Consider the following 24,296-nt stretch of genomic DNA (forward strand, 5'->3'; position numbering starts at 1 on the left):
GATTTTATGAAAAAGACTATTACAATTGATCCCATTACAAGAATAAGTGGTTTTTTGGAAACTAAAGTTAAAGTAGAAGGCAATATTATTGCAGATGCCAAAACCAGTGGATTATTATTTAGGGGCTTTGAAAAGATGCTTAAAAGTAGGAAACCTTTAGATGCGGTATATTTTACAGAAAGAATATGTGGAATATGTTCTACAGCTCATGCTGTGGCTTCAACCATGGCACTGGAAGATGCACTAAAGGTGAAAATAAGTTTAAATGATTCATATATTCGCAATTTAATGCATGGATTTGAATTTATACAAAATCATTTAAGGCACTTTTATAATTTAACTATACCAGATTATGTAAAAATAGCTAGTACTAATTCCCTGTATTCAACACAGTACAATGATTATAGACTTTCAGACAAGTTGAACAGGAGAATAAGTGATCATTATATGGATAGCATTAAATACAGTAGATTGGCCCATGAAGGATTAGCTGTATTGGGTGGAAAAGCACCACATAGTCATGGAATTTTTGTAGGCGGAGTTACCGTAAATATAGATGCATATAAGCTGACAAAAATTAAATCCATAGTTTCTGAGTTAAAGAAATTTATTGATGATTTTATGGTAGAAGATATATGTACAATTTCTAAATATTATTCTGATTATTTTAAAAAGGGAGAAGCTTACGGCAATTTTATGAGCTACGGAGTTTTTGATGAATACCACGATCCTGAAATAAGTTATGTAAAACCTTCGGTACTAATAAATGGGCAAAAGCATGATTTCGATGTTAACAAAATTACCGAAAATATACTTCATACCTGGTATATGAATGATAATGAGGAGTCAATTAATTTGTCTAAAGAAGAAGGATACAGCTTTATAAAATCACCTAATTATGATGGATATCCTATGGAAGTAGGACCTCTTTCAAGGCAGATACTCGCAGGTGAATATAAAGGAGGCAGCTCCTGTATGGACAGAATTGTTGCAAGAGTAAAGGAAACTAAAAAAATTATAAACATTATGAAAGGACTTGCGGAAAGGATTGAACTATTGCCATGCAATCAAAAGGTATATGATATTCCTGATAAAGCATTTGGTGCAGGATTAATAGATACTACCAGAGGAGCATTAGGTCACTGGATAAAAATAGAGAACAAACTCATAAAACATTATAATATTATAACTCCTACAGTGTGGAATATGGGACCTAAAGATGAATCGGGCAGATGGGGCGTTGGAGAAAAATCTCTAATAGGAACAAGGATAAATGATATAAGTAAACCTGTAGAGGTTGGGAGAATTATGAGATCTTTTGACCCCTGTGTTTCCTGCGCTACCCATTTAATAAGTGATAACTACAAACCAGTTCATATCCAGGTTCTCACATGAAGGTCAAGGTTATTGCAATAGGAAATATCTTAATGGAGGATGACGGCATTGGAATAAAGGTAGCGGAGAGAATAAAAGGCAGTCTTGTAAGAAATAACATAGAAGTTATAATTGGAGAAACTGATTTTCAGTATTGTATTTCATTAATAGAAAATGGGGATTTTGTATTTATATTAGATGCGGTTTGTTATAACAAAAGTCCTGGAGAGATAACAATTACCAATTTAGAGGAATATAAATGTAAAAAAAAATATTATACCCAGCACAGCTGTAATGTCATAGATTTAATAAAATTATACTATAAATCAATAAGAGGTTTTGTTATTGGAATTGAAGTTGGCAGTGTCAGTTTTAAATTAGGCCTTAGCCAGCAGCTGGAAGACAAAATTGACATAATTTCCAAAGAAGTTTTAGAAGATATTCTTTTAAAAGTTAACTCTAAAGATTTGGAGGGAAAATAGTTGAATCTTTACTTGATTTCAAAACTTCAGAGTATTAAACAGAGAATTGGTTATTACAATCAACAAATGATTATTAATCCATGGCCGCATATGAAAAACTATTATGGATGTTTAATAAATAATGAAATAGTAAAATTACAGGTACTAATAGGTGAAATGTATGAACAGGAAAAGAGTGAGAATGGAGTACGACAGGTAAAAGAGCTTACTTTGGAAGAACTATCAAAGTATGATGGAGCTAATGGAGCACCTGCCTATATAGCTATTGATGGCATAGTATATGATGTAAGCTTATCTCCCGTTTGGGCTGGAGGGACTCATTATGGACTGTATGCAGGCAGGGACTTGACAACTGAATTTAAAAATTGTCATAAGGGTCAGATGAGCATATTAGAAAATCTGCCCAAGGTAGGAAATTTAAAAGTTTGAAGGAGTGAATTAGAAAATGCATGATATTATATTATTAAGTAAAATATCTAAGGCTTTGAACAAATGCTGTGTTCAAAATAAAATTTTAAAAGTAAATAAATTAATTGTAGTTGTAAATGAAAATAGCCATGTTAATTCCTCTAATCTTTATGATTATCTTAGAAGTTATAATGAAGACATAACAGACGAATTGACAGAAGTTAAAATTGAAATTGAAGATTTGCCTGATCAAATAGCAATAATTAAAAATATAGAAGGTGATGTGGCTGAAAACTAATGATATAATTACCTGCAAGAAAAGGTATCTTCTAAAAATATATGGAATAGTTCAGAGCATTGGCTTCAGACCTTTTGTGTACAATAAAGCAAAAAAATACAAAATCCAGGGTTGGGTAAACAATTCAGGGGGTTCAGTAGTTATTGATTTAACTGGAACCAAAGAAAACATTAAAAAATTTATACTAGACATTATTAAAAATCCACCTATTCAAGCGGTTATAGAAAAAGTAGAATGTTCTACCTTAAAATATTATAATTATCACAATTTTATTATCAAAGAAAGCCTTAAAAACAATTCTTCAGTAAAGTTCATACCACCAGATATAGGAGTTTGTCCAAAATGTATCCATGAAGTTATTAGTAAAAAGGATAGAAGATATAAATATGCTTTTACAAGCTGTACACAGTGTGGACCTAGATATTCAATAATGAGATCACTACCATATGATAGAAACAGCACAACTATGAATGAATTCGAAATGTGTGAAAGCTGTGAGGAAGAATACAATAATAATTCAAATAGAAGATTTCATTCGGAAGCAAATTGCTGTCAGGAATGTGGACCATCTTTAATACTTATGAATAATAAAAGAGAGACTATAAATTGTGAAGATGTAATTGAAAAAGTTATATTTTTAATAAAAATAGGAAAAATTATTGCCATAAAAGGAATAGGAGGTTTTCATTTAGTTTGTGATGGCAGAAATGAAAAAGCTGTAAGTGAACTTAGAATGAGGAAAAAAAGACCGACTAAACCTTTGGCAGTTATGATTAAGGACATAAACCTCATAAAAGAGTATTGTGAGGTTAGCGAAAAGGAAGAAGAAATTTTAACAGGCAGCAAAAGACCTATTGTTCTTTTAAAGAAGAATACAGATATTACATTACCATATAATATAGCACCTAATCAAAAAAAATTAGGAATTATGATGCCTTATACTCCACTGCATTATTTATTACTTGAAAAAGAATTGGATGTGCTTATAATGACCAGCGGAAACATAAGCGGGAGGCCTATGGAATATAAAAATACCAGTGTACTTGAAAATTTAAATAATGTATCAGACTATTTTTTAATGCACAATAGAAAAATTGTTGTTCCTGTTGATGATTCAGTGGTTAAGGTATTAAATGATAAAGAATGTATAGTTAGACGGGGAAGAGGATATTCTCCGTCTACAGAAAATTTAGGAGTAAGGGATAATATTATAGCTCTAGGACCGGAACAAAAAAACAGCATTTCTCTTTCTAAAAATGGATATGTATATACCAGTCAATACCTGGGGGACTTAAAAAAACTTGAGTACTATAAAAATTACAGATATGTACTAAAACATTTAATTAATTTGCTGGACATAAACCCACGGGTATTGGTACAGGATATGCATCCTTTCTATATTACATCAAAATATGCTGATAATTTAAATATAAGAAAAATCAAGATACAGCATCATCATGCCCATATGGTTAGCTGTATGGCAGAGCATGGAATTTACCGCAAAGTTATAGGAGTTATTTATGATGGAACGGGCTTTGGAATAGATGGTAATATATGGGGAGGAGAATTCTTCGTAGGTACAAGAAGTCATTTTAAAAGAGTGGGACATTTAAAATATGTAAGCATACAGGGAGGCGATGCAGCTATAAGGGAACCATGGAGGTCTGCTGCCAGTTATTTGTATTCTTTGGACTATCCTATAGAGAAATTTATAAATAATGTGAATCAACCCAGTATAGATATAATTACACAAGCTCTAAGGGCTTCACTTAATTGCTATAAGTCTTCCAGTGTGGGACGATTGTTTGATGCTGTTTCATCTTTTTTGGGACTTAGAAATTATAGTACATATGAAGGTGAAGCTTCTATAGATTTGGAGAATATAATAGCGGAAAATATAATAGAAAGCTACATTTGCAATATAGATAAAATAAGTAATGTTTTTCAAATTGAATATAAGGATATTGTTTATGGAGTAATAAAGGATATAGAAAAAGGAATATCTAAAGCTGTAATATCAGCTAAATTTCATAACACACTTTCCAGGGTTACTTGTAATCTGGTTATTAAATTATCGAAGTTATATAAAATTGAGGATGTGATTTTAAGCGGCGGCGTGTTCCAAAATGAGCATTTACTTAAATCTATATATGATGAACTTACATTGAGAGGACTTAGAGTCTTTTTTAATTCTAAGACTCCCATAAATGACAATGGAATTTCCTTTGGACAAATTGCTGCTGCAAATGCCATTATTGAAGGAGAGGAGATATAATATGTGTCTTGCTGTACCAGCTCAAATAAAAATTATTAATGGAAATTTAGCAGATGTAGACATTATGGGAATAGACAAAAAAGTGGATATACAGCTTATAGAAAATCCCAAAATAGATGATTATGTTTTAATACATGCAGGTTTTGGAATACAGAAAATAGATAAAGAATATTTTGATTATCTGGAAAATATATTTAAAAGTGAAATAGATAGTGGAGAAAATATATGAATAAAGAACAACTTTTAATTAAACTGGTTGACAGAATAAAAAACAGTAAACTAGAGAACTTTACAATTATGGAAGTATGTGGAACGCATACTAAAAGTATATCAAAGCTTGGAATAAGAGAATTATTTTATCCTAAAATAAAATTATTATCAGGACCAGGATGTCCAGTTTGTGTAACTCCCGAGGGGTATATAGATGCAGCTATAAATATTTTAAACAGAAAAGATGTTATATTAACAACCTTTGGAGATTTGATGAAAGTTAAAGGAAGCATAGAAAGTTTAATAGAGCAAAGAGAAAAAAGAAAAAATATAAATATAGTTTATTCACCTTTAGATGCTATTAAAATTGCACAAAAAAATAGAAATTTTCAGGTGGTATTTTTGGCAGTAGGTTTTGAAACTACTGCCCCAACAATTGGAGTTGCTATAAAAATAGCCAGGGAAAACAATATAAAAAATTTTTCTGTCCTCAGCGGCCTTAAGGTTATGAGACCGGTTTTACATAAAATATTAAAAAACGAAAAAAATAAAGTACAGGGAATCATTTGCCCGGGACATGTAGCAGTTATAACCGGATCGGAGTATTTCAGATTTATAACTGAGGAATATAATGTTCCAGCAGTAGTAGCAGGATTTGAAGGCTTGGATATTATATCTGCAATATATTTTTTAATAGCACAGAAGGATAATGAGAAAAAGCAGTTTAAAAACTTGTATAAAACCTGTGTAACACCCTATGGAAATGTGCTTGCCAGTAGAATTATGGATGAAGTATTTTCCACAGGGAATTCTATATGGAGGGGAATTGGACAGGTGCATGGATCAGGCCTGTATTTGAATCATAAATATGAAGAATTTGATGCCTTGAAAAAATTTAATCTGGTTATACAGGAAAAAAGTAATGAATCCTGTGTGTGCAGCCAAATTATATTGGGTCAGAAGATTCCCTATGAGTGCCCCTTTTTTGCTAAAAGGTGTACTCCTGAATCTCCAGTAGGACCATGTATGGTGTCCTCGGAAGGCTCCTGCTGTGTATATTATAAATATGGGGGTAAATATTATGGAAGAAACTATTAAATTAGTATATGGTGATGGTGGAAAATATACTAATGAATTAATCAAAGAAATTATTTACAAATGCTTTAATAATGTTATTTTGACTTCTGGAATAGACTCAGCTGTTTTTTCTGTAAAGCATGGTAAGGCAGCTTTTACAACAGATTCTTTTGTAGTAAAACCACTATTTTTCCCGGGTGGAGATATTGGTAAGTTGGCAATTTGTGGAACTATAAATGATTTGTCTGTATCCGGTGCAAAGCCTATTTATTTAAGTTGTTCTTTCATAATAGAAGAAGGATTTCCTACAAAAGCTTTTGAACTTATAGTTAAATCTATGGCAGAACAATGTAAAAAATCAAATGTAAAAGTTGTAACAGGAGATACAAAAGTAGTTGAAAAGGGTGGCGTAGATGGAATCTTCATAAATACTTCAGGGGTAGGTACAATTGAAAAAAATTATGAAATAAAACCTATTGAATCTGGAGACAGGATAATTGTTAGTGGGAATATAGGAGAACATGGTACAACTATAGCACTTGAAAGGTATAAAATAAAGGTAAAAGGTGATTTTAAAAGTGATTGTGCTTCTGTTTATAAAATTACAAGTATGATAAAAGAATATTATCCATTTATCAAAATTATGAAAGATCCTACCAGGGGAGGAATCGCTACAATCATAAATGAACTTTCAAGTATAGCAGGTTTGTCGGTGAAACTTACAGATGGAAGCATTCCTATTAGCAGGGAGATAGAAGGAATAAATAAAATTTTGGGATTAGATCCATTATATATGGCCTGTGAAGGAAGGCTTGTATTAGTAGTAAAAAGCAATATGGCTGATGAAGTGCTGCAAAAAATGAAAAAACTAGAACAATGTAGAAATGCAAAAATTATAGGAGTTTTTACTGATGAACAGTATCCTATGGCTTATATAGAGAATTCTTTTGGTGGAAAGAGGATTTTAAATACTTTAGATCAACAGATGCTGCCCAGGATATGTTAATAAAATATAGTTATGGAAGTATATAAATTTTTAGATTATAATCTAGATAGTGTTAAATATATAAAAGAAAAGGGGTATACAATTATGTACTTTAGAAAAAAAGGTGAGGAGAATACCAAGAATACTGTAAAATTAGCATTAGATATGGCTGTAGAAAGGAATATAAAATATATTGTTGCAGCATCTTCAAAGGGAGGTACTGCAAAACTTCTCAAGAATGATAAAGGAATAAATATTGTAGCGGTAACACATGCATATGGTTATCCTGAACCAGGAAAGAATGAACTTCCTGAAGAGGTTCGCAGGGAACTTGAGAATGATGGAATAAAAGTGCTTACAACTACCCATGTATTAAGTGGTGCAGAGAGAGGAATTAGTAAGGCCTTTGGTGGAATTAGTCCTGTCGAGGTAATTGCAAATACATTAAGGTTCTTTGGGCAGGGAACTAAAGTTTGTGTAGAAGTTTCTATTATGGCTTTAGATGCAGGCTTAATACCTTTTGGAGAGCCAATTATTGCAATAGGTGGTTCAGCACATGGAGCAGATACTGCGATGATACTTACTCCTTCACATGCAGACAGCATATTTGATACCAAGATCAATGAATTTATTTGCAAACCGTATAATTGCTAAAATAGTATTGATAGTATTAAAATAAAAATACGAATGTATAAGTATGAAAAACCATTTTTATATGTTATAATATGAACAAAAAGTGTAAAAAAACTAAATACTTACGGAGGAATTTTAACATGAGAGATACATACAATACTCCTTTGAATTCAAGATATGCATCAAAAGAAATGAGCTACATATTTTCAGAGGAAAAGAAATTTAGAACATGGAGAAAGCTTTGGGTTGCTCTTGCTGAAAGTGAAAAGGAACTTGGACTTAATATAACTTCCGAGCAGATAGAAGAGTTAAAAGCCAATGTAGATAACATAAATTATGAAGATGCTCAGAGAAGAGAAAAAGAAGTAAGACATGACGTTATGAGTCATGTTTATGCCTATGGACTTCAATGCCCAAAAGCAAAGGGTATAATACATTTAGGTGCAACTAGCTGTTATGTAGGTGATAACACAGACCTTATAATTATGAGAGAAGGTCTTGTTTTAATTAAGAAAAAGATTTTAAATGTAATAAATCTTTTAACTAAATTTGCATTAAAGTATAAGGGACTTCCTACTCTTGGATTTACACATTTTCAACCAGCACAGCTTACTACTGTGGGAAAAAGAGCGACGCTTTGGATACAGGATTTATATCTTGATCTTGAAAATCTTCAATTTGTAATAGATAATATGAGATTTAGGGGAGTTAAAGGAACTACAGGAACTCAGGCAAGTTTTATGGAACTATTTGATGGAGATACAGAAAAAGTAAAGAATTTAGATAAAATGGTAACTAAAAAGATGGGATTTAAAAAAGAGTTTATGGTTACAGGACAGACTTATACTAGAAAAGTGGATTCAATAATACTAAATACTCTTTCTGAAATTGCCCAGAGTGCATATAAGTTCAGCAATGATATAAGATTGCTTCAAAACATGAAGGAAATGGAAGAACCTTTTGAAAAGAAACAGATAGGATCATCTGCTATGGCATATAAGAGAAATCCTATGAGAAGTGAGAGAATGGGATCTCTTGCAAGATATATAATAGTAGATGCACTTAATCCTGCAATAACAGCATCTACCCAGTGGTTTGAGAGAACACTTGATGATTCGGCAAATAAAAGAATAGCAATACCTGAGGCTTTCCTGGCACTTGATGGTGTGCTTAATTTGTACATGAATATATCTGAAAATATGGTAGTGTACGAAAAGGTTATTGAATCACATGTAAAAAGAGAACTGCCTTTTATGGCTACAGAAAATATAATAATGGAAGCTGTTAAAAAAGGTGGAGACAGACAGGAACTTCATGAGAGAATAAGGGAACATTCCATGGAAGCTGCTAAAAAAGTAAAAATGGAAGGTGCGGATAATGATCTCATAGACAGAATAATAGGAGATTCATTTTTCAATATGTCAAAAGAAGAAATATTGAGCCTTATAGATCCTTATAAGTTTATAGGAAGAGCGGAAGGACAGGTAGAAGATTTTATAAATACAGCTATCAAGCCTTTACTTGATGAAAACAGGGAATTTCTTGGAGAAGAAGCAGAAATAACTGTTTAGAAAAATTATTTTATGGAGTGTACTTGTATAGGAGAAATTCATATCATATTAGTAGATAATTGTGTTTGGAGGTTAATATGAGCAGTCATAGTAATGAGAATGATCTTATGCAACTTGCACTTTATATGATTCCAAGATATATGAAAAGGATAAAAAAATATAATAGAAGATATATGGAAGAAAATCATGAAGGTCACAGTCATGGACATGAGGATCAACCTTTTATAGATGAAAAAAAACTTATTGATTTTTTAAAAGATAATCTTATGGAAAAAAAGGATATTGAGCACTTGAATAAGAAAAATAATCCTCAAGGTGATGACTTGATTAAAAAAGGAAAAGAAAAGGCAAAGGATATTATAGATAAAGCTATAGATGCTGATATAAAAGAAGAAAAGACTAATAATACTGGCAAGCCAAACAAATCAAACGAAGCTGCGGGGATTAAAAAAGCTGAAGATATAAATAAAAAAAATTATACAGACACAAAAATTAATAACTATTATATAAGCGATTTTCTGGCTAATTTTTATGGAAAGCCTATAAAGATAGAATTTAAATATTCTGTATCAAATTCTTTAGATAATGTTTTACTTGTATACTCAGATGAAGCCTTAGTAAAAATACAAAATAGTGATAACAAAATTTTTGTAATACCTTTTAATAATATAACTGGAATTTATTTAAAGGATTATTTGCCAGAAAGTCAGTTAATTAAAACAGAAATTGATAGTAAACCCGTAAAAAAAACTATGGAAGATTATTTTAAAAGCATATCTAATAAAAAAATATCTATAGAAATTATAAACAATGAAAAAGCTAAATTCATACATGAAGCAGTTATTAAAAAAGTTTATGATAATTTTATTATGCTGGATAACAGTTCTATAATAAGCATTGGTAGTATAATACTTATAGAGGAATTGTTTGATAAAAATTAAATAACACTGAAAAGAGGAAATGTACAATTATGTATATAAGCAACACTAATATAAAGGTAAGATATGCTGAAACTGACAGAATGGGAATAGTTCATCATTCCAATTATTATGTATGGTTTGAAGAGGCGAGAGGAGATTTTATAGAGAAAATTAACATAACCTATAAAGAAGTAGAAGATATGGGCATAATGATGCCTATTATGGAAACTCACTGCAAGTATATGAGAGCATCAAAGTATGGTGACATTATTGAAATAAAGACTTCAATTAAAGAGCTAACTCCTGTTAAGATATTATTTGATTACAGGGTTATAAATAAGAAAAGTGGAGAATTGCTTGCAAAAGGTGGTACAACGCAAACTTTTATAAATAATGATTTCAAGATAATAAATATGGAAAAAAAGTATCCTGAAATTTGGAAAAAATTTCAGACATTACAGTAAATAAAAAGTCATGGATTTTAAAATTCATGACTTTTTATTTACTGCTAATTAGCTGCATTCTTTAATTTTTCAAGACCTATATGTAATCTCTTTAGAGATTCTTCTTTGCCTATAATGTCGGCAATTTCATAAGCGCCGCCGGCAGAGAATTTTTTGCCTGACAGGGCAGTTCTTATAGGCCAGAATACTATACCGTTTTTCACACCAAGTTCTTTTACTAAATCCATACAAGCTTTTTCTATATTTTCTATATTCCAGTTTTCAATAGATTCAAACATAGGAATAATTTTTTCGAGAGTTTTAATGGAATTTTCAAAGTTAGTTTTCATTTTCTTATGTACATAAAGATCTTCTGAATACTCTGGAAGAGATTCAAAGAAATCTATGAAATCAGGAATTTCACTTAATATTTCAACTCTTGGTTGAAGGAGCTCGCTTATTTTTGTAAAGTCTAAATCTTTTGAAATAACTTTTTTATAATAAGGCATTGCAATTTGAGTGAAATCTTCCTTGGACATCTTTTTTATATATTCACCATTCATCCATTTTAATTTTACATCATCAAACATAGCGGGTGATTTATTTATGCTTTTGTAATCAAAGGCGTCTACTAATCCATCCAAACTGAATATCTCATTTTCTCCTCTTGGATTCCAGCCGAGCAGAGCTATATAGTTTAGTACGGCATCCTTTAAATAACCTTTTTTGATCAGATCTTCAAATGAAGCATCACCATTTCTCTTGCTGAGTTTATGATGAGCATCCTTCATTATTGGAGGACAGTGAACATAAGTTGGAACATTCCATCCAAAAGCTTCATAAAGCCTGTTATATTTAGGTGCAGAAGACAAATATTCACTACCACGTACTACATGGGTAATTCCCATGAGATGATCATCTACTACATTTGCAAAATTATATGTAGGGAATCCGTCTGATTTTATAAGTATCATATCGTCTAATTCGGAATTGTCTACAGTTATATCACCATAAATATCATCATGAAAAACAGTAGTTCCAGTTTCAGGATTATTTTGTCTTATGATATATGGAATTCCATCATGTAAATTTTTTTCTATTTCTTCTTTTGAAAGATTAAGACAGTGTTTATCATATTTATAGGTTTTCTTTGAATTTTCTGCACCTTCTCTTAGTTTATCCAATCTTTCTTTTGAACAAAAACAGTAATAAGCTTCACCTTTAGCTATTAGGTCTTTAGCATATTTTAAGTATATATCTGTTCGTTCACTTTGTACATAAGGTCCTACAGGTCCTCCTATATCAGGCCCTTCATCGTGTTTGAGTCCTGTAAGCTTTAAAGTATCATAGATTATATCTAAAGCACCTTCTACAAATCTTTCTTGATCTGTATCTTCTATTCTAAGTATAAAATCTCCATGTTCATGCTTTGCTATCAAGTAGGCATATAGAGCAGTTCTTAGATTGCCAACGTGCATATAACCAGTTGGGCTTGGTGCAAATCTTGTTCTGACTTTATTCATCATAGTCACTCCCATTATTTTAAAGTAAAAACCTCTCATCGAAAAGACGAAAGGTTAAACAATTTATCTAACTATTAAATAATATAATAATGAAGTTTTAGTGTCAAGATAAATATGGCAACCTGGTATTAAATTGCATAATCTAAAAATACAAAAAATATAATTTAAATGCTGCGTATTTCAGAACTTATTTTTTCTAGTAAAAGTTCTTTATCACAAGAGTCTAAATCGTCTATAGAATCCAGGACAGATAATATTTTATTTCTGACAATACTAAATTTTTGAGGAACCATACCTGGAATAAATGTATCTCCAGGGTGAGGTATAAATGTGGAGTATTCATTTAAAGTTAGAAGATCACTAAAATCTTTTGAAGCTTTTTCATCACCATGTACAAGTATAACTTTTTTTGGTTTTGATTTAAAACTAGAAAGCCAGTTAAAGAGTCCATTTTTATCCGCATGACCTGATAACCCCTGAAGATTAAATATTTTGGCATTTACCGCTATTTCTTCACCAAATATCTTTACTTTTTTAGCACCATCTATTATTTTACGTCCAAGTGTACCTTCTGCCTGGTAGCCTACAAATACTATAGAGCTTTCTTTTCTCCAGAGATTATGTTTTAAATGGTGTTTTATTCTTCCTGCTTCACACATACCGCTGGCGGATATTATTATAGCACCATTATTTATTTTATTAAGTTTTATTGATTCCTCTGGAGAACGTACGAAAGTTAAACCATCAAAATTTAGAGGATCAATACCTTTACTCAGGAGACCTTTTGCTTCTTCGTCATAATATTTTTGATATCTCGAGAATATGGCGGTGGATTCAGAAGATAAAGGACTGTCTACGTAAACTTTTATATTACTCAGTATATTTTCTGAAATATATTTATTTAATGCATATATAACTTCCTGGGTTCTTCCAACTGCGAAGGAAGGTATTATTACATTTCCTCCTCTTTTAAAAGTATCTATTATAATTTGTGATAAATCTTTTAATTCATTGGATAAGTTAGTATGGAGTCTGTTTCCATAGGTAGTTTCCATAATTAAATAATCAGCATAATCTATAGGAGTTGGATCTTTTAAAATTGGTATATGTTTGTTGCCCAAATCACCTGTATATACAATTTTTATTTCTTTTTTATCATCTTCTATAAGCATTTCAACTATAGCTGATCCTAAAAGATGTCCTGCATCTCTAAATCTTAATTTAAAGCCATCAAATAATTCAATCCACTGATCATAAGGATAACCTTTAAAAAGGTACATTGAAACCTGTGCTAATTTTACAGTATATAGTGGTTCTATTGGTTTTAGTCCCTGTCTTGTTCTCTTTCTATTTTGCCACTCTGCTTCGGATTCAAGAATATGACCGCTGTCTGGAAGCATTACACTGCAAAGGTCTTTTGTGCCTTCTGTGCATATTATATCTCCTTTAAAACCTTGTTTATAAAGAAGGGGTATTCTTCCGCTATGATCTATATGGGCGTGACTTAAAATCAAGTAATCGATTACTTTAGGATTAAAATTAAAGGTTTCATTTCCACGTTCTTTTTCATCTGTTCCCTGGTACATGCCACAGTCGAGTAGTACATTTTTCCCGTTTATTTTCAATAAATGACATGAACCTGTAACACAGCCTGCTGCACCGTAAAATTCTATTTTCATAATAATACCTCCTCATTTGTTATTATATAAATTATAACATTTACACTAATCAATTACATTGAATTTATAAAAATATTTAAATAAAAAATAAAAACCCTTACGATAAAGGATTTTTATTATATTTGTTGAAATAAAACTTTCTTAATATTAGAATGAATATCAGTATTACCAGGAATAAAATTACAAACGCCGCAATATAAAAAGGCAAGACCTTTTTTATTAGCTGATTTGAAGCCAGTGAAGAATATAATTTATAGTCTTTTGAATTCTCTCTTTGTTTTATATTGAGAGTGCCTATAGGGTTAGTGCCATTTAAATTTTTGATATTTAGGTTATTGAGTTTTATATTCTGTTTTAATTCGTTCTTATTTACAGCATTCTCGTAATAAAGTACATTATCCGATACTTTTATAGGTATAGTTATATTTACATGAGGTCCTACAATTAAAGGTTTATATTTTAAAGTTTTATTTACAATAATTGAATTCTTTTTATAAAGAATGTCGGGCTTTTTTGAATAACTCCAGTTTATTATTTTTTCCATGTCATTAAATACATAGGTATCATTTGGATCGTATTCTGATTTCATGACTACACCTAATATTTTTCTCCCAGAACGTTCATATACTGCTACAAGGCATCTGCCAGCAGGGTCGGTATATCCTGTTTTTCCGCCTATACATCCATCTTTACCAAGGAGTTTGTTAGTATTTTTTATAGGAAAACTTATACCTTTTTTAGTTTTTATAGTGATTGCACTTTTATTTATTGTTTCTCTTATCCATTTATTTTTAAAAGCTTGTCTTCCTATAACACTCATATCGTAGGCTGTAGAATAATGGTCTTTATTATGAAGGCCGTTTGGAGTGACAAAATGGGTATTTTTTAAATTTAAATCTTTAACTTTTTTATTCATCTTATCTGCAAAGTGTGGAATATCTTTTGATAAATTTTCACCTATCATATAAGCTATATCATTTGCAGAATGCATTAGCATTGCATCCATTGCAGATTCGGCAGACATTGAATCGCCTATATCTATAGGATGTATATCACGATTTAAGGATGAAGTAGGCTGCATTTTTGCGTCTTTAGTATAAGTTAAAGTTGAATTTTTACTTTTACTTTCTGCTAGAATTAAAGCTGTTAAAAGTTTTGTTGTACTTGCAGGATAAATTTTACTATCTATATTTTTTTCATATATAATTTCTCCAGTTTGCATGTCCACTGTAATTGCTGCCATGCCATATATTTGCGGCGATGGAGTAGGAGCTTGATCTTTTGCATATACACTGTCAAAGTTTAATAAGAATACTATTATAAATGTAATAATTATGTAAAATTTATTTTTGTTCAATTAAGTCACTCCATTTATTTAAATTTATGTGTATATTATAATATGAGTATAACATTAAGAATTATATTTTACAATTTAATAAAAACTATAGAGAGGCGATTTGTATGGATAATATATATAAAATATTTAAGAATAGAAAATCCAATATAATAGGAAATTTTAATAAAGCATCGGTTATGATTCTTTTAAGCGGCGAGAAGGATAATCCAAATGTAATATTTGAAGTTAGAGCGATGGGACTTTCCCATCAGCCTGGAGATATATGTCTTCCTGGAGGTAAGATAGAAAAAGGTGAAAGCCCTGAGAAAGCAGCTGTAAGGGAGACTATGGAAGAACTGAATCTAACAAGACAAAGTATTGATTTTATAGGAGATATGGATTATGTAGTTACTCCATTTAATTTTATTATGTTCCCATTTGTGTCAAGATTAAACTCACAAAAAGAAATAGTGCCTAATGAAACTGAAGTGGACCACATTTTTAAAGTGCCGTTAAAATTTTTTATAGAAACTAAACCGGATTCATATGAACTTCCAGTAGTTCAAAAATTAGATGAAAAATTTCCGTATAAGCTTATAAATGATGGAAAAAATTATAAGTTCAGGCAGGGAAAGATAATAGATTATTTCTACAAATATGAGAATTATGTTATATGGGGTTTTACTGCACTTATAATGAAGAGATTTGTTGATATAATTGTATCTGGCGACTAATAACATTTATTTCAATCAAAGAAAGGGATGAAACTAGGCGTTAGATCGGGTTGTTAACGAAAACTGGATATATTAATATAGAAGAAGAAAAATTATGGAGTTAGAATGGATTTGTGATGAAGAAAGTTTTTATTAGAATAACCAAGCTGGAGATTTGTCATATAAAAATTATATATACAAAGCCTCCAGCTTGAATAAGAACTAGGTAGGATTATTCTTCATAAGTTTGAGAATATTTATGAAGTAAATTCTGTTTTAAATCCCAGAGTTTGTCTGATAAATCTACATAATAAGTATGCGGATTTTCAAATCTTAAAACTTCAGGCCACATTTTTGCCGTTTCTTCTTTTACAATATTTCTTATAGTCATTACATCTGGATTTTCGTAGATTAACTTACCATTATTAAATATCTTCACCATAAGTTCTTTTACATAATAATCCTTTAATTTCTTCTTTTTCCATGTAAATACAGGATCGAATATTTCAATAGGTTTATTTGTATCAATTTTTTCATCTCTTAAAGTTATCAAGTCTGCTATAGCTTTATTTTCTTTTTTGTCATATATCCTGTAAATATTTTTAAAACCTGGATTGGTTATCTTTCCTTCATTTTCACTTATCTTTATCTTAGGAATTATATTTTTATTTTCATCTTCTACAGCAGATAATTTGTATACACCGCCAAATACAGGTTCTGATTTTGCAGTTATAAGTCTTTCGCCTACTCCAAAAGAATCTATGGAAGCACCCTGACTTAGTACGTCTCTTATAATAAATTCGTCTAATGAATTTGAAATTACAATTTTAACATCGCTAAAACCGGCATCATCTAATATTTGTCTGCATTTTTTAGTAAGATAAGTTATATCTCCACTGTCTATTCTTATTCCCTTAGGTCTTTTTCCCATAGGAAGAAGTACTTCATTAAAAGCTTTTATGGCATTTGGAAGTCCGGATTTTAATACATTGTAGGTATCTATTAATAGGACACAATTATCTGGATATATTTTTGACCATGCCTTAAAAGATTCATATTCGGAAGGAAATAATTGTACCCAGCTGTGAGCCATTGTACCGACAGCAGGTATGCCAAACATTTGCTCTGATATTGTACAAGCTGTAGAGCTGCAACCACCTATAACGGCAGCTCTTGCACCGTAAATTGCGCCATCATATCCCTGGGCACGTCTTGAACCGAATTCCATAACAGGTCTTCCGTCAGCGGCTTTGGATATTCTGTTTGCTTTTGTAGCTATTAAAGTTTGATGGTTTATTGTTAGAAGTATCATTGTTTCTACGAATTGAGCTTGAATTGCAGGTCCTCTTACAGTTACAAGAGGTTCATTTGGGAAAACTGGATTTCCTTCTGGAATTGCCCATACGTCACATGAAAAATTAAAGTTTTCTAAGTAATCTAAAAACTTTTGCGAAAAATCACCTTTTTCTTTTAAGTATTCTATATCATCCTTTGAAAATTTTAAATTAGATAAATATTCTATTAATTGCTGGACTCCGGCCATAATACAGTAGCCGCCGTCATCAGGTATTTTCCTAAAAAACATATCAAAATAAGCTATTCTGTTTCCAATTTCACTTTCTAAATAGCCATTTCCCATGGTGAGTTCATAAAAATCTACCAGCATGGTGAGATTTCTGCCATTCCTCACATCAAAATTTTTTATGTACTCCATAATAAAATCTCCTCTATTTGTGTTTTAATTATGCATAATATGACAATAATTATGTATATACACATTGTAATACATTAGTGAATTTATTACAATACAAAGATTTAAATGGATTACATATACTTCTGGGAGAGTGATATTTACCATGTTTATAGACAATAATCTGGATATTAAACAACAGGAGGCAGTTGACACAAATTATAAAAATGTTGAGGTATGTGCGCCTCCTGGCTCTGGAAAAACTACGGTTATCATAAACAGGGTTTGTAATTTAATAGAAAACAGGAAAGTAAAACCACATAATATAATTGTAATAACTTTTACAAAAGCAGCGGCTGTTAATATGAAAAAAAGATATTTGAATATTTCAAAAGGAACAAATAATACCCCTTTTTTTGGAACATTTCATTCTCTTTTCTATAAAATACTATCAAAATATACAGGAAAAATAAATATAATTGAACAGGAAAAATCATATGAAATTGTGAAACATGTATTGAATTTATATATGGATTCAGTAAGTGATGAAAAAGTAAAAAAGGTGTTAAATGATATATCTTTTTTCAAGAACCAGGATAGCAGTATATACAATTTTGATAGCAGTATAGATAGGAGTGTTTTTATTGACTGTTTTGAAAGTTATGAAGAATATAAAGCAAAAAATAGTTTAATGGATTTTGATGACCTCCAATTAAAGTCTAAAAGGCTGTTTTTGCAAAGGAATGATGTTCTATGTAATTATAGGAAACTATTTAAATATATATTGGTTGATGAATTTCAGGATTGTGACAGGCTTCAGATAGAATTACTCCAATTGATATCCTATAGTAATTCCATATTTGCGGTGGGGGATGAAGATCAATGTATTTATTCGTTTAGGGGATCTAACCCTGAATGCATGGTAAACTTTCACAAATATTTTGATGGTGGAAGGAAAATTTTTTTAAGCACCAATTATAGAAGCAATAAAAATATAGTAGATATTTCAAAAGCCCTCATATCAAATAACAAGAATAGGAATTCAAAAATTATAAAAGAAAATAAAGAAACGATAGGCAAAATAAATTTTTCTGTTTTTGAAAGAAAAGTTGATGAATCTAATTATGTCTCAGATAAAATTAAAGAATTCATAGATATAAATAAAGTTGAAGTCAATGATATTGCTGTACTTTATAGAACTAACATAGAATCAAGAAGCATAATAGACAGCTTTTTAAAAAATAATATAAAATTTAAGTTCCTCGATAAAAAATACAATTTTTTTGAGCATTTTATATGTCAGGATATAATAGCTTATTTAAAATTATCTGTAGATGAATACGATAGGAATAGTTTTATAAAAATTATAAATAAACCTTATAGGTACGTAAGCAAAATAAATATACATAAATTAAGAAAATATCCTGTAAAGGAAAATTGTTTTGACATCTTAAGAGGCATTGATGGGCTGCCTATTTTTCAAATTAAAAATATGGGAAAACTTAAGAGAAAAATATCAAAATTAAGTAAAATTCGTCTGGATGAAGCGGTGGATTTAATATTAAATAAATTAGGATATATCAATTATTTAAAAGAATATTGCAACAAAGTAAATACTGATATTTCTGAAGTTGAGGATATTATAGAAGAATTTAAAGATGCTTGTTATGGTTATAATAACATAAAAGATTTTTTAGAATATGTAGAAGAGTTCTCAAACAGTATAAAAGACAGTCTAACATCTAATGCTGACGTAATAATAAGCAGCATTCATGGAGTTAAAGGAATGGAATTTAAAAATGTATTTATAATCAACTGTAATGAAGGAATAATCCCACATTCAAATAGCATTCCAAAATCAATAGAAGAGGAGAGACGACTTTTTTATGTAGGAATTACAAGGACTATAGAAAATTTAGAACTTTGCTCGGTTAAAACCATAAACGGAAAGACAGTCAAAGTTTCGAGATTTATTGAGGAATGTGAAGTTATAACTCAATAATGAAGATAGATTTATAATTGATGATTAATATATTATAAAAAGACTGTTCTAAAATCAGACAGTCTTTTTATAGTGTTGTTATAGTCTTATGCTTGGATACCTTTAATCCCAAATTTAGGTTGGAAAAAAGGTATTTTTGGCTTTTGATAAACGTTTATATCACCAGCAACTTTTAAATCTTTTGAAACAAATATTTTGACATCTTGATATTTATAAATGTCATATAGTTCTTTGTCCCAAACTTCAGTTTCAAATAAAACTTTAACTTTAGGAGTTTTGACATCAGTATTGCAATTACCACAATCACAATTTATCGATGTTTTCTTTATAGATACTACAAAGCATAGATTTTTACCATGAACATAATTCAAAGCTTTGTCATCAATTTTTACCATAATATATCATCTCCAAATTAATTTTATAATACCAATATCAATAATAAAAAATTGTTGAAATAATATTTAATAATATTTTATAAAATTAATGTGTAGATTTTATGAAGAAAATGCCATCAGAAAAATATTTTCCGACAGCATCTAAACTACATACGCATTGACATTGGAAGCATAAACAGTAGTATGTTTATAATACATAGTATTACTATTAAAAAACCATATACTATTGAAGTCTTTAGAGATTTGCTATTTTTGCCACCGTAATTACTCTTGGCAAGTCTATATGCAGTGTATATTGAACCTATAGTTCCAAGAACAATTAAAATATATTGGAGAACTTGTATTGTTGGGGTATCTAATATTGCTGTTGAACCTTGCATATTTATTCCGAATAATCCCATAAAAGTATAAAAAATTGATTTGCCTTCTGCTAGCAGATGGAAAAGGTTATGGGCTATATGGGCAGATAGATCTAGTGGGATGATGGCATATCCAAATTTAGCAAAGTTTTGTTTAACAGAATCTCCATTAAATTTTTTAGCAATTAATCCTGTTGTAGTTAACATTATTATAGGAATTAACATTGCTATAATAAATGTTATAGTAAAGATTACATAGTAGCTTGTAGTTCCAGTTATATGTTCAAGCCAACTTAAGATACCATTCCATATATCAACCATGGTAATATTTTGTACAAATACAATACCCATAATTACAATAGCAAGGAAAGATTCTTCAAGTTTTGGCTTGCGAATAAACCATAACTCTCTAGTAGGTACACGTTGTGATATTCTTATAGAGTCATTAGGACAATTCTTTACACAGTTTCCACAAAAATTACATTCTGCATTGGTTTCCATAGCCCTTGGAAACTCAAACATAGGACACCCAGCGGCTTTATCACTGCCTTTGTAACAGGCTAAGACCTTACATTTGGCACACTTTTCAGGAGTAGCTCTAAGTTCCATCATTCCTGTTCTAGTATAGTTACCAGATAATCCACCTAAAAAGCATAAATATCTGCACCAAGTTCTACGTTCAAATATTGCACCAGAAAATACTACACCAGTAGTAATCAATAACAATAGTGTTCCAGAACCTCTAGGCGATTCAACAACTCCAAAAACGTGATCACTCCAAGTAATTGCAATAAACGTTGCATCAATAATCCAAATTCCATATTTTTTTAAAAACTTAGGAACTGGATGGTTATTTCCAACAAATTTTTGAACAACATCGTTAAGAAGTCCAAAAGGACATATAGCACACCAAAATCTACCTAATAGGAATAACATAATTGGCAGTATAGGCCACCATAATACCCATGTACCGGCAGTACCAAAATTATCATGGGCTTCAGCTGGTCCAAAGAGTAGTTGATATACTATAAATGCAAAAACTATTGCTACTGGCCATTGAAAGATACCAGGATACCACTTGCTTTTAATAAAGCTTGCAAATTTTTTATTATTTAAAAGATTTCTATCATCTGATGAGGATGTTTTTTCTTCATAAACTAAAGGTTTCTTTTTTTCTGACATAAAATATTACCTCGCTTTTTATGCTTTTATAGTTTTTTTCTTCTTTTTCTTTGTAATCCCAGCAATCACTATTATTAAAGTAATTACAACTAAGAAACCTCCAATAACAAACCAATTAGGGCCAGAACTTACTACGTCTACATTAAAATCAGCCATTTTTTCTCCATTACTTGCCATAAAGTTTGTTTTAACTTTCCATTTGCCTTTATCACTAAATTTTACAGTTCCAACGTATTCGCCATCTTCATGACCCTTTTTAAATTGGATAGTTTCAGGCTTGGAGTCATTCATATTCATATCACCCATGCTGCCTTTATCCATTTCTACATATACTTTCACATCAGCATTATTTATTGGCTTGTTCTTATCATCAGATAGTTTCAGTGTTAACTCATTTTCGCCAGTTTTGGCCTTGTCTCCTGTTAGAATAAGAGCTGCTTTAACTCCATCAACTGTCTGTTCTATCTTTTTTCCAGTACCATCAGCAAGCACTGATGTAGATAAAGTTAGAACTAGGGTTGAAATAATTGATAGCCTTTTAATTAGTTTGTTTTTCATTTTGAATGCCTTCTTTCTATTATTGGTTTAATATTTTTGTTTTTTGAAATTAGTAATGATAATAGAATTATTTCATTATCCTTATATTAGAATTTTTATTAAAAAGTTTACTTAACTTAGGCAAAATAAATCTATCAAGACCAAATACATAGGCATTTGCTCCAGCAGCAATAAGCAAAATAGCAACAGTATATAAGTTAGGGTTTATGCTAGTTGTACCAGCTAACATATAATTTAGATTCATAAATGCCCCGGCAAGTAGACCAACAATTGTTAGAGCACCAAGAATTAATGAGACACCTACTAATAGTTCACCAAAGGCCACTAGATAGCTGAAAATTTTGGCATTAGGCAGAGCAACGCTTTGAATAAAGCTGGCATACCAACCTTGCACTAAAGGATGATCTCCTGTAGCCTTAGCTAGTGCTCCTTTTAGAAAGCCTGTTATTGCTATTCCAGCTTTGCTTCCAACCCAGGTAGGGTTGGATACTTTTTCAATGGCCGCAGATATCCATTCATAACCAAGCCAGATTCTAAGTACTGTCCAAAGAATAGCAAATCTTTTATCACGGAAAAATTTCATTTTTATTTACACTCCTATCTTTAATACATTCTTTACTTTAGGACTATAAAAATCTAAAATATAGTCAACTAACATAATTAAGCTTTGTTTGTATGCTGAGTCTTTCAAGTTTTCAATAGAAACTTTAGCATTATATGCAAATTGAAAAGCATCTTCAATAGTTACATTTTTCATTGCAACGGGATCTTCATCGATATAATCATCTAGTATTTGATATGCCATACCGAGGTTTTTACCATATTTAGAAAGCATATTAGAGTTTTCTTCGGTAGCATCAGCTATGCTGGCACCAAGCCTGCAACAAGCACTCATAAAGGAGGCTGTTTTTCCTAGAATGATTTTAAAATAGGTTTCACGATCTGGTGAGGGATTGTTAGCATTTAATATTTCAGCTATAGACATTGATTCAGTAACTGCTCCCATTACTTGCGAAAATTTTCTTGGTAAAGTATCTGAAAAAATAGTAAAGGCTCTTGAGTATAAGGTATCACCAGCAAGTACTGCTATTTTATTTCCAAAGGTCTTATTTAAGGTTTTTTGACCACGTCTTAGTAAGTCGCCATCTATGATATCATCATGAATTAGACTTGAACTGTGAATAAGCTCTAAACCCAGTCCTAACTGAATTAAGTTATGTTCTGCAGATGGAGTAAGCTCACTGCTAATAGAACCTGCAGATAAAAATGTTAATGTTGGTCTTAGACGTTTGCCTGGGATTGAAAAAAAGTAACTAAGTATATTTTCTTTTGTAGTTTCATCTAATTCTGCTGCAATGTTTTTTAATTCTAAGTCAAGTTGATTAAGTTCTTTTATTATTAGGATTGAGATTTCATTGAAGCTCATTTTTTCACCACCTATATATTTTAATTAAGAAAGTTGACATTTTTTTACTCCATAATGAATAGAAGCAATTCCACCGGTTAAAGATATATATCCAGTTCTTATAAAGCCAATATCATCAAATAAAAGCTTCAACTTTTTTTTGGGCATAAAGTTCTTGACAGAATCTTTAAGGTAAGAATATGCCATTTTATCTTTTGTGCCTATATATCCAATAGTGGGCAGGACAAAGGTTAAATATATTGAATGCAATTCTTTGAGAATGGGAAGCTCTGGATTAGATAACTCAAGACAAACTAGTTTTCCTCCAGGCTTTAAAATTCTGTATATTTCTGATAAAGCTAGGTTTTTATTCTTAATGTTTCTAAGACCAAAGGCAATTGTTACATAGTTAAAACTATTATCTTCAAAGGGCAACTGTAAAATATCACCTTTAATTAGTTTGTACTTATAATCTCCTATACTATGCTTAAGTCGCTTATAGCCAACATTAATCATTTCCTGATTGAAATCAAGTCCTGTAATTTCAGTATTTTTACCTATTTTTCTGCAGGCATAATCAATCATTTGACCAGTACCGCAGCATAAATCTAATACTTTGTCATTGATTTTTAAATCACATATTCGTATAGCTTTTTTTCTCCAGAGTTTGTCTATATTAAAAGTAAGAATTGAATTCAACTTATCATATTTTTCTGCGATAGAGGAAAAAATATTTTGAATATCTATGGCATTATTCACCATGTGCAGTATACCTTCT

The 24,296-nt window shown here is 30.7% G+C and carries 24 protein-coding genes; 14 read left to right on the top strand and 10 right to left on the bottom strand.

Annotated features, from left to right (window positions below; translation table 11 throughout):
- The first annotated feature begins 6 nt into the window (after positions 1–6).
- The 12 genes from J2Z42_RS01775 (at position 7) to J2Z42_RS01830 (ending at position 10,697) form a co-directional block, all read left to right on the top strand.
- Positions 7–1,395 carry a nickel-dependent hydrogenase large subunit gene (locus J2Z42_RS01775; RefSeq protein ID WP_209700639.1) on the top strand — a complete coding sequence of 463 codons (1,389 nt, stop codon included), beginning with the start codon at positions 7–9 and terminating at the stop codon, positions 1,393–1,395.
- Complete coding sequence (locus J2Z42_RS01780; RefSeq protein WP_209700640.1) at positions 1,392–1,856, top strand: hydrogenase maturation protease; 465 nt, start codon at positions 1,392–1,394, stop codon at positions 1,854–1,856. Before J2Z42_RS01775 ends, J2Z42_RS01780 begins: the two co-directional genes overlap by 4 nt.
- On the top strand, positions 1,857–2,285 hold the full coding sequence (locus J2Z42_RS01785; protein ID WP_245331420.1) for a cytochrome b5 domain-containing protein: 429 nt from the start codon (positions 1,857–1,859) through the stop codon (positions 2,283–2,285).
- 16 nt (positions 2,286–2,301) lie between these two features.
- Complete coding sequence (locus tag J2Z42_RS01790; protein ID WP_209700641.1) at positions 2,302–2,562, top strand: hypothetical protein; 261 nt, start codon at positions 2,302–2,304, stop codon at positions 2,560–2,562.
- On the top strand, positions 2,546–4,837 hold the full coding sequence (hypF, locus tag J2Z42_RS01795) for a carbamoyltransferase HypF (protein WP_209700642.1): 2,292 nt from the start codon (positions 2,546–2,548) through the stop codon (positions 4,835–4,837). The genes J2Z42_RS01790 and hypF overlap by 17 nt, the downstream gene beginning before the upstream one ends.
- Before the next feature lies 1 nt (position 4,838).
- Positions 4,839–5,066 carry a HypC/HybG/HupF family hydrogenase formation chaperone gene (locus tag J2Z42_RS01800; protein ID WP_209700643.1) on the top strand — a complete coding sequence of 76 codons (228 nt, stop codon included), beginning with the start codon at positions 4,839–4,841 and terminating at the stop codon, positions 5,064–5,066.
- Positions 5,063–6,145, top strand: a complete 1,083-nt coding sequence (gene hypD / locus J2Z42_RS01805; RefSeq protein ID WP_209700644.1) for a hydrogenase formation protein HypD — start codon at positions 5,063–5,065, stop codon at positions 6,143–6,145. Before J2Z42_RS01800 ends, hypD begins: the two co-directional genes overlap by 4 nt.
- Entirely contained in the window at positions 6,129–7,130 is a 1,002-nt protein-coding gene (gene hypE / locus J2Z42_RS01810; RefSeq protein WP_209700645.1) for a hydrogenase expression/formation protein HypE, read from the top strand. Before hypD ends, hypE begins: the two co-directional genes overlap by 17 nt.
- A gap of 84 nt (positions 7,131–7,214) precedes the next feature.
- Positions 7,215–7,763 carry a pyruvate kinase alpha/beta domain-containing protein gene (locus tag J2Z42_RS01815; RefSeq protein ID WP_209700646.1) on the top strand — a complete coding sequence of 183 codons (549 nt, stop codon included), beginning with the start codon at positions 7,215–7,217 and terminating at the stop codon, positions 7,761–7,763.
- Between the two features lie 119 nt (positions 7,764–7,882).
- Positions 7,883–9,313, top strand: a complete 1,431-nt coding sequence (purB, locus tag J2Z42_RS01820; protein WP_209700647.1) for an adenylosuccinate lyase — start codon at positions 7,883–7,885, stop codon at positions 9,311–9,313.
- A gap of 77 nt (positions 9,314–9,390) precedes the next feature.
- Entirely contained in the window at positions 9,391–10,254 is an 864-nt protein-coding gene (locus J2Z42_RS01825) for a hypothetical protein (protein ID WP_209700648.1), read from the top strand.
- A gap of 29 nt (positions 10,255–10,283) precedes the next feature.
- Positions 10,284–10,697 (top strand): acyl-CoA thioesterase, encoded by a 414-nt coding sequence (locus J2Z42_RS01830; RefSeq protein WP_209700649.1) that lies wholly within the window; start codon positions 10,284–10,286, stop codon positions 10,695–10,697.
- 44 nt (positions 10,698–10,741) lie between these two features.
- Here J2Z42_RS01830 and gltX read toward each other — a convergent pair whose 3' ends face one another.
- The 3 genes from gltX to J2Z42_RS01845 form a co-directional block, all read right to left on the bottom strand.
- Positions 10,742–12,199, bottom strand: coding sequence for a glutamate--tRNA ligase (gene gltX / locus J2Z42_RS01835; protein WP_209700650.1), 1,458 nt, complete (start codon positions 12,197–12,199; stop codon positions 10,742–10,744).
- Between the two features lie 164 nt (positions 12,200–12,363).
- Positions 12,364–13,878 (bottom strand): MBL fold metallo-hydrolase RNA specificity domain-containing protein, encoded by a 1,515-nt coding sequence (locus J2Z42_RS01840; protein ID WP_209700651.1) that lies wholly within the window; start codon positions 13,876–13,878, stop codon positions 12,364–12,366.
- A gap of 97 nt (positions 13,879–13,975) precedes the next feature.
- The gene (locus J2Z42_RS01845; RefSeq protein WP_209700652.1) at positions 13,976–15,235 is read right to left on the bottom strand and encodes a D-alanyl-D-alanine carboxypeptidase family protein; all 1,260 of its coding nucleotides are present in this window, start codon (positions 15,233–15,235) and stop codon (positions 13,976–13,978) included.
- A 104-nt stretch (positions 15,236–15,339) separates the two neighbouring features.
- On the opposite strand from J2Z42_RS01845, the gene J2Z42_RS01850 reads away from it, so the two are divergent.
- Entirely contained in the window at positions 15,340–15,948 is a 609-nt protein-coding gene (locus J2Z42_RS01850; RefSeq protein ID WP_209700653.1) for an NUDIX hydrolase, read from the top strand.
- A 211-nt stretch (positions 15,949–16,159) separates the two neighbouring features.
- Here the strand turns inward: J2Z42_RS01850 and J2Z42_RS01855 are convergent, their stop codons facing one another.
- Entirely contained in the window at positions 16,160–17,641 is a 1,482-nt protein-coding gene (locus J2Z42_RS01855) for a nicotinate phosphoribosyltransferase (RefSeq protein ID WP_209700654.1), read from the bottom strand.
- Between the two features lie 142 nt (positions 17,642–17,783).
- On the opposite strand from J2Z42_RS01855, the gene J2Z42_RS01860 reads away from it, so the two are divergent.
- A complete protein-coding gene (locus tag J2Z42_RS01860) occupies positions 17,784–19,619 on the top strand; it encodes an ATP-dependent helicase (protein ID WP_209700655.1) in 1,836 nt (611 codons plus the stop codon).
- 86 nt (positions 19,620–19,705) lie between these two features.
- On the opposite strand, the gene J2Z42_RS01865 is transcribed toward J2Z42_RS01860, so the two are convergent.
- The 6 genes from J2Z42_RS01865 to ubiE all read right to left on the bottom strand — a co-directional run bounded on the left by J2Z42_RS01865 (position 19,706) and on the right by ubiE (position 24,280).
- Entirely contained in the window at positions 19,706–20,014 is a 309-nt protein-coding gene (locus J2Z42_RS01865) for a hypothetical protein (RefSeq protein ID WP_209700656.1), read from the bottom strand.
- A gap of 146 nt (positions 20,015–20,160) precedes the next feature.
- Positions 20,161–21,555, bottom strand: a complete 1,395-nt coding sequence (locus J2Z42_RS01870) for a 4Fe-4S binding protein (RefSeq protein WP_209700657.1) — start codon at positions 21,553–21,555, stop codon at positions 20,161–20,163.
- A gap of 18 nt (positions 21,556–21,573) precedes the next feature.
- Complete coding sequence (locus tag J2Z42_RS01875; RefSeq protein WP_209700658.1) at positions 21,574–22,113, bottom strand: FixH family protein; 540 nt, start codon at positions 22,111–22,113, stop codon at positions 21,574–21,576.
- Between the two features lie 67 nt (positions 22,114–22,180).
- Positions 22,181–22,696, bottom strand: coding sequence for a TQO small subunit DoxD (locus J2Z42_RS01880; protein WP_209700659.1), 516 nt, complete (start codon positions 22,694–22,696; stop codon positions 22,181–22,183).
- Between the two features lie 6 nt (positions 22,697–22,702).
- A complete protein-coding gene (locus J2Z42_RS01885; protein ID WP_209700660.1) occupies positions 22,703–23,539 on the bottom strand; it encodes a polyprenyl synthetase family protein in 837 nt (278 codons plus the stop codon).
- Between the two features lie 24 nt (positions 23,540–23,563).
- Positions 23,564–24,280: a bifunctional demethylmenaquinone methyltransferase/2-methoxy-6-polyprenyl-1,4-benzoquinol methylase UbiE gene (ubiE, locus tag J2Z42_RS01890; RefSeq protein WP_209700814.1), complete on the bottom strand. Its 717-nt coding sequence runs from the start codon at positions 24,278–24,280 to the stop codon at positions 23,564–23,566.
- Positions 24,281–24,296 lie beyond the last annotated feature (16 nt).

The organism is Clostridium algifaecis (genome assembly GCF_017874415.1).
GTDB classification, from domain to species: Bacteria; Bacillota; Clostridia; order Clostridiales; family Clostridiaceae; genus Clostridium_B; species Clostridium_B algifaecis.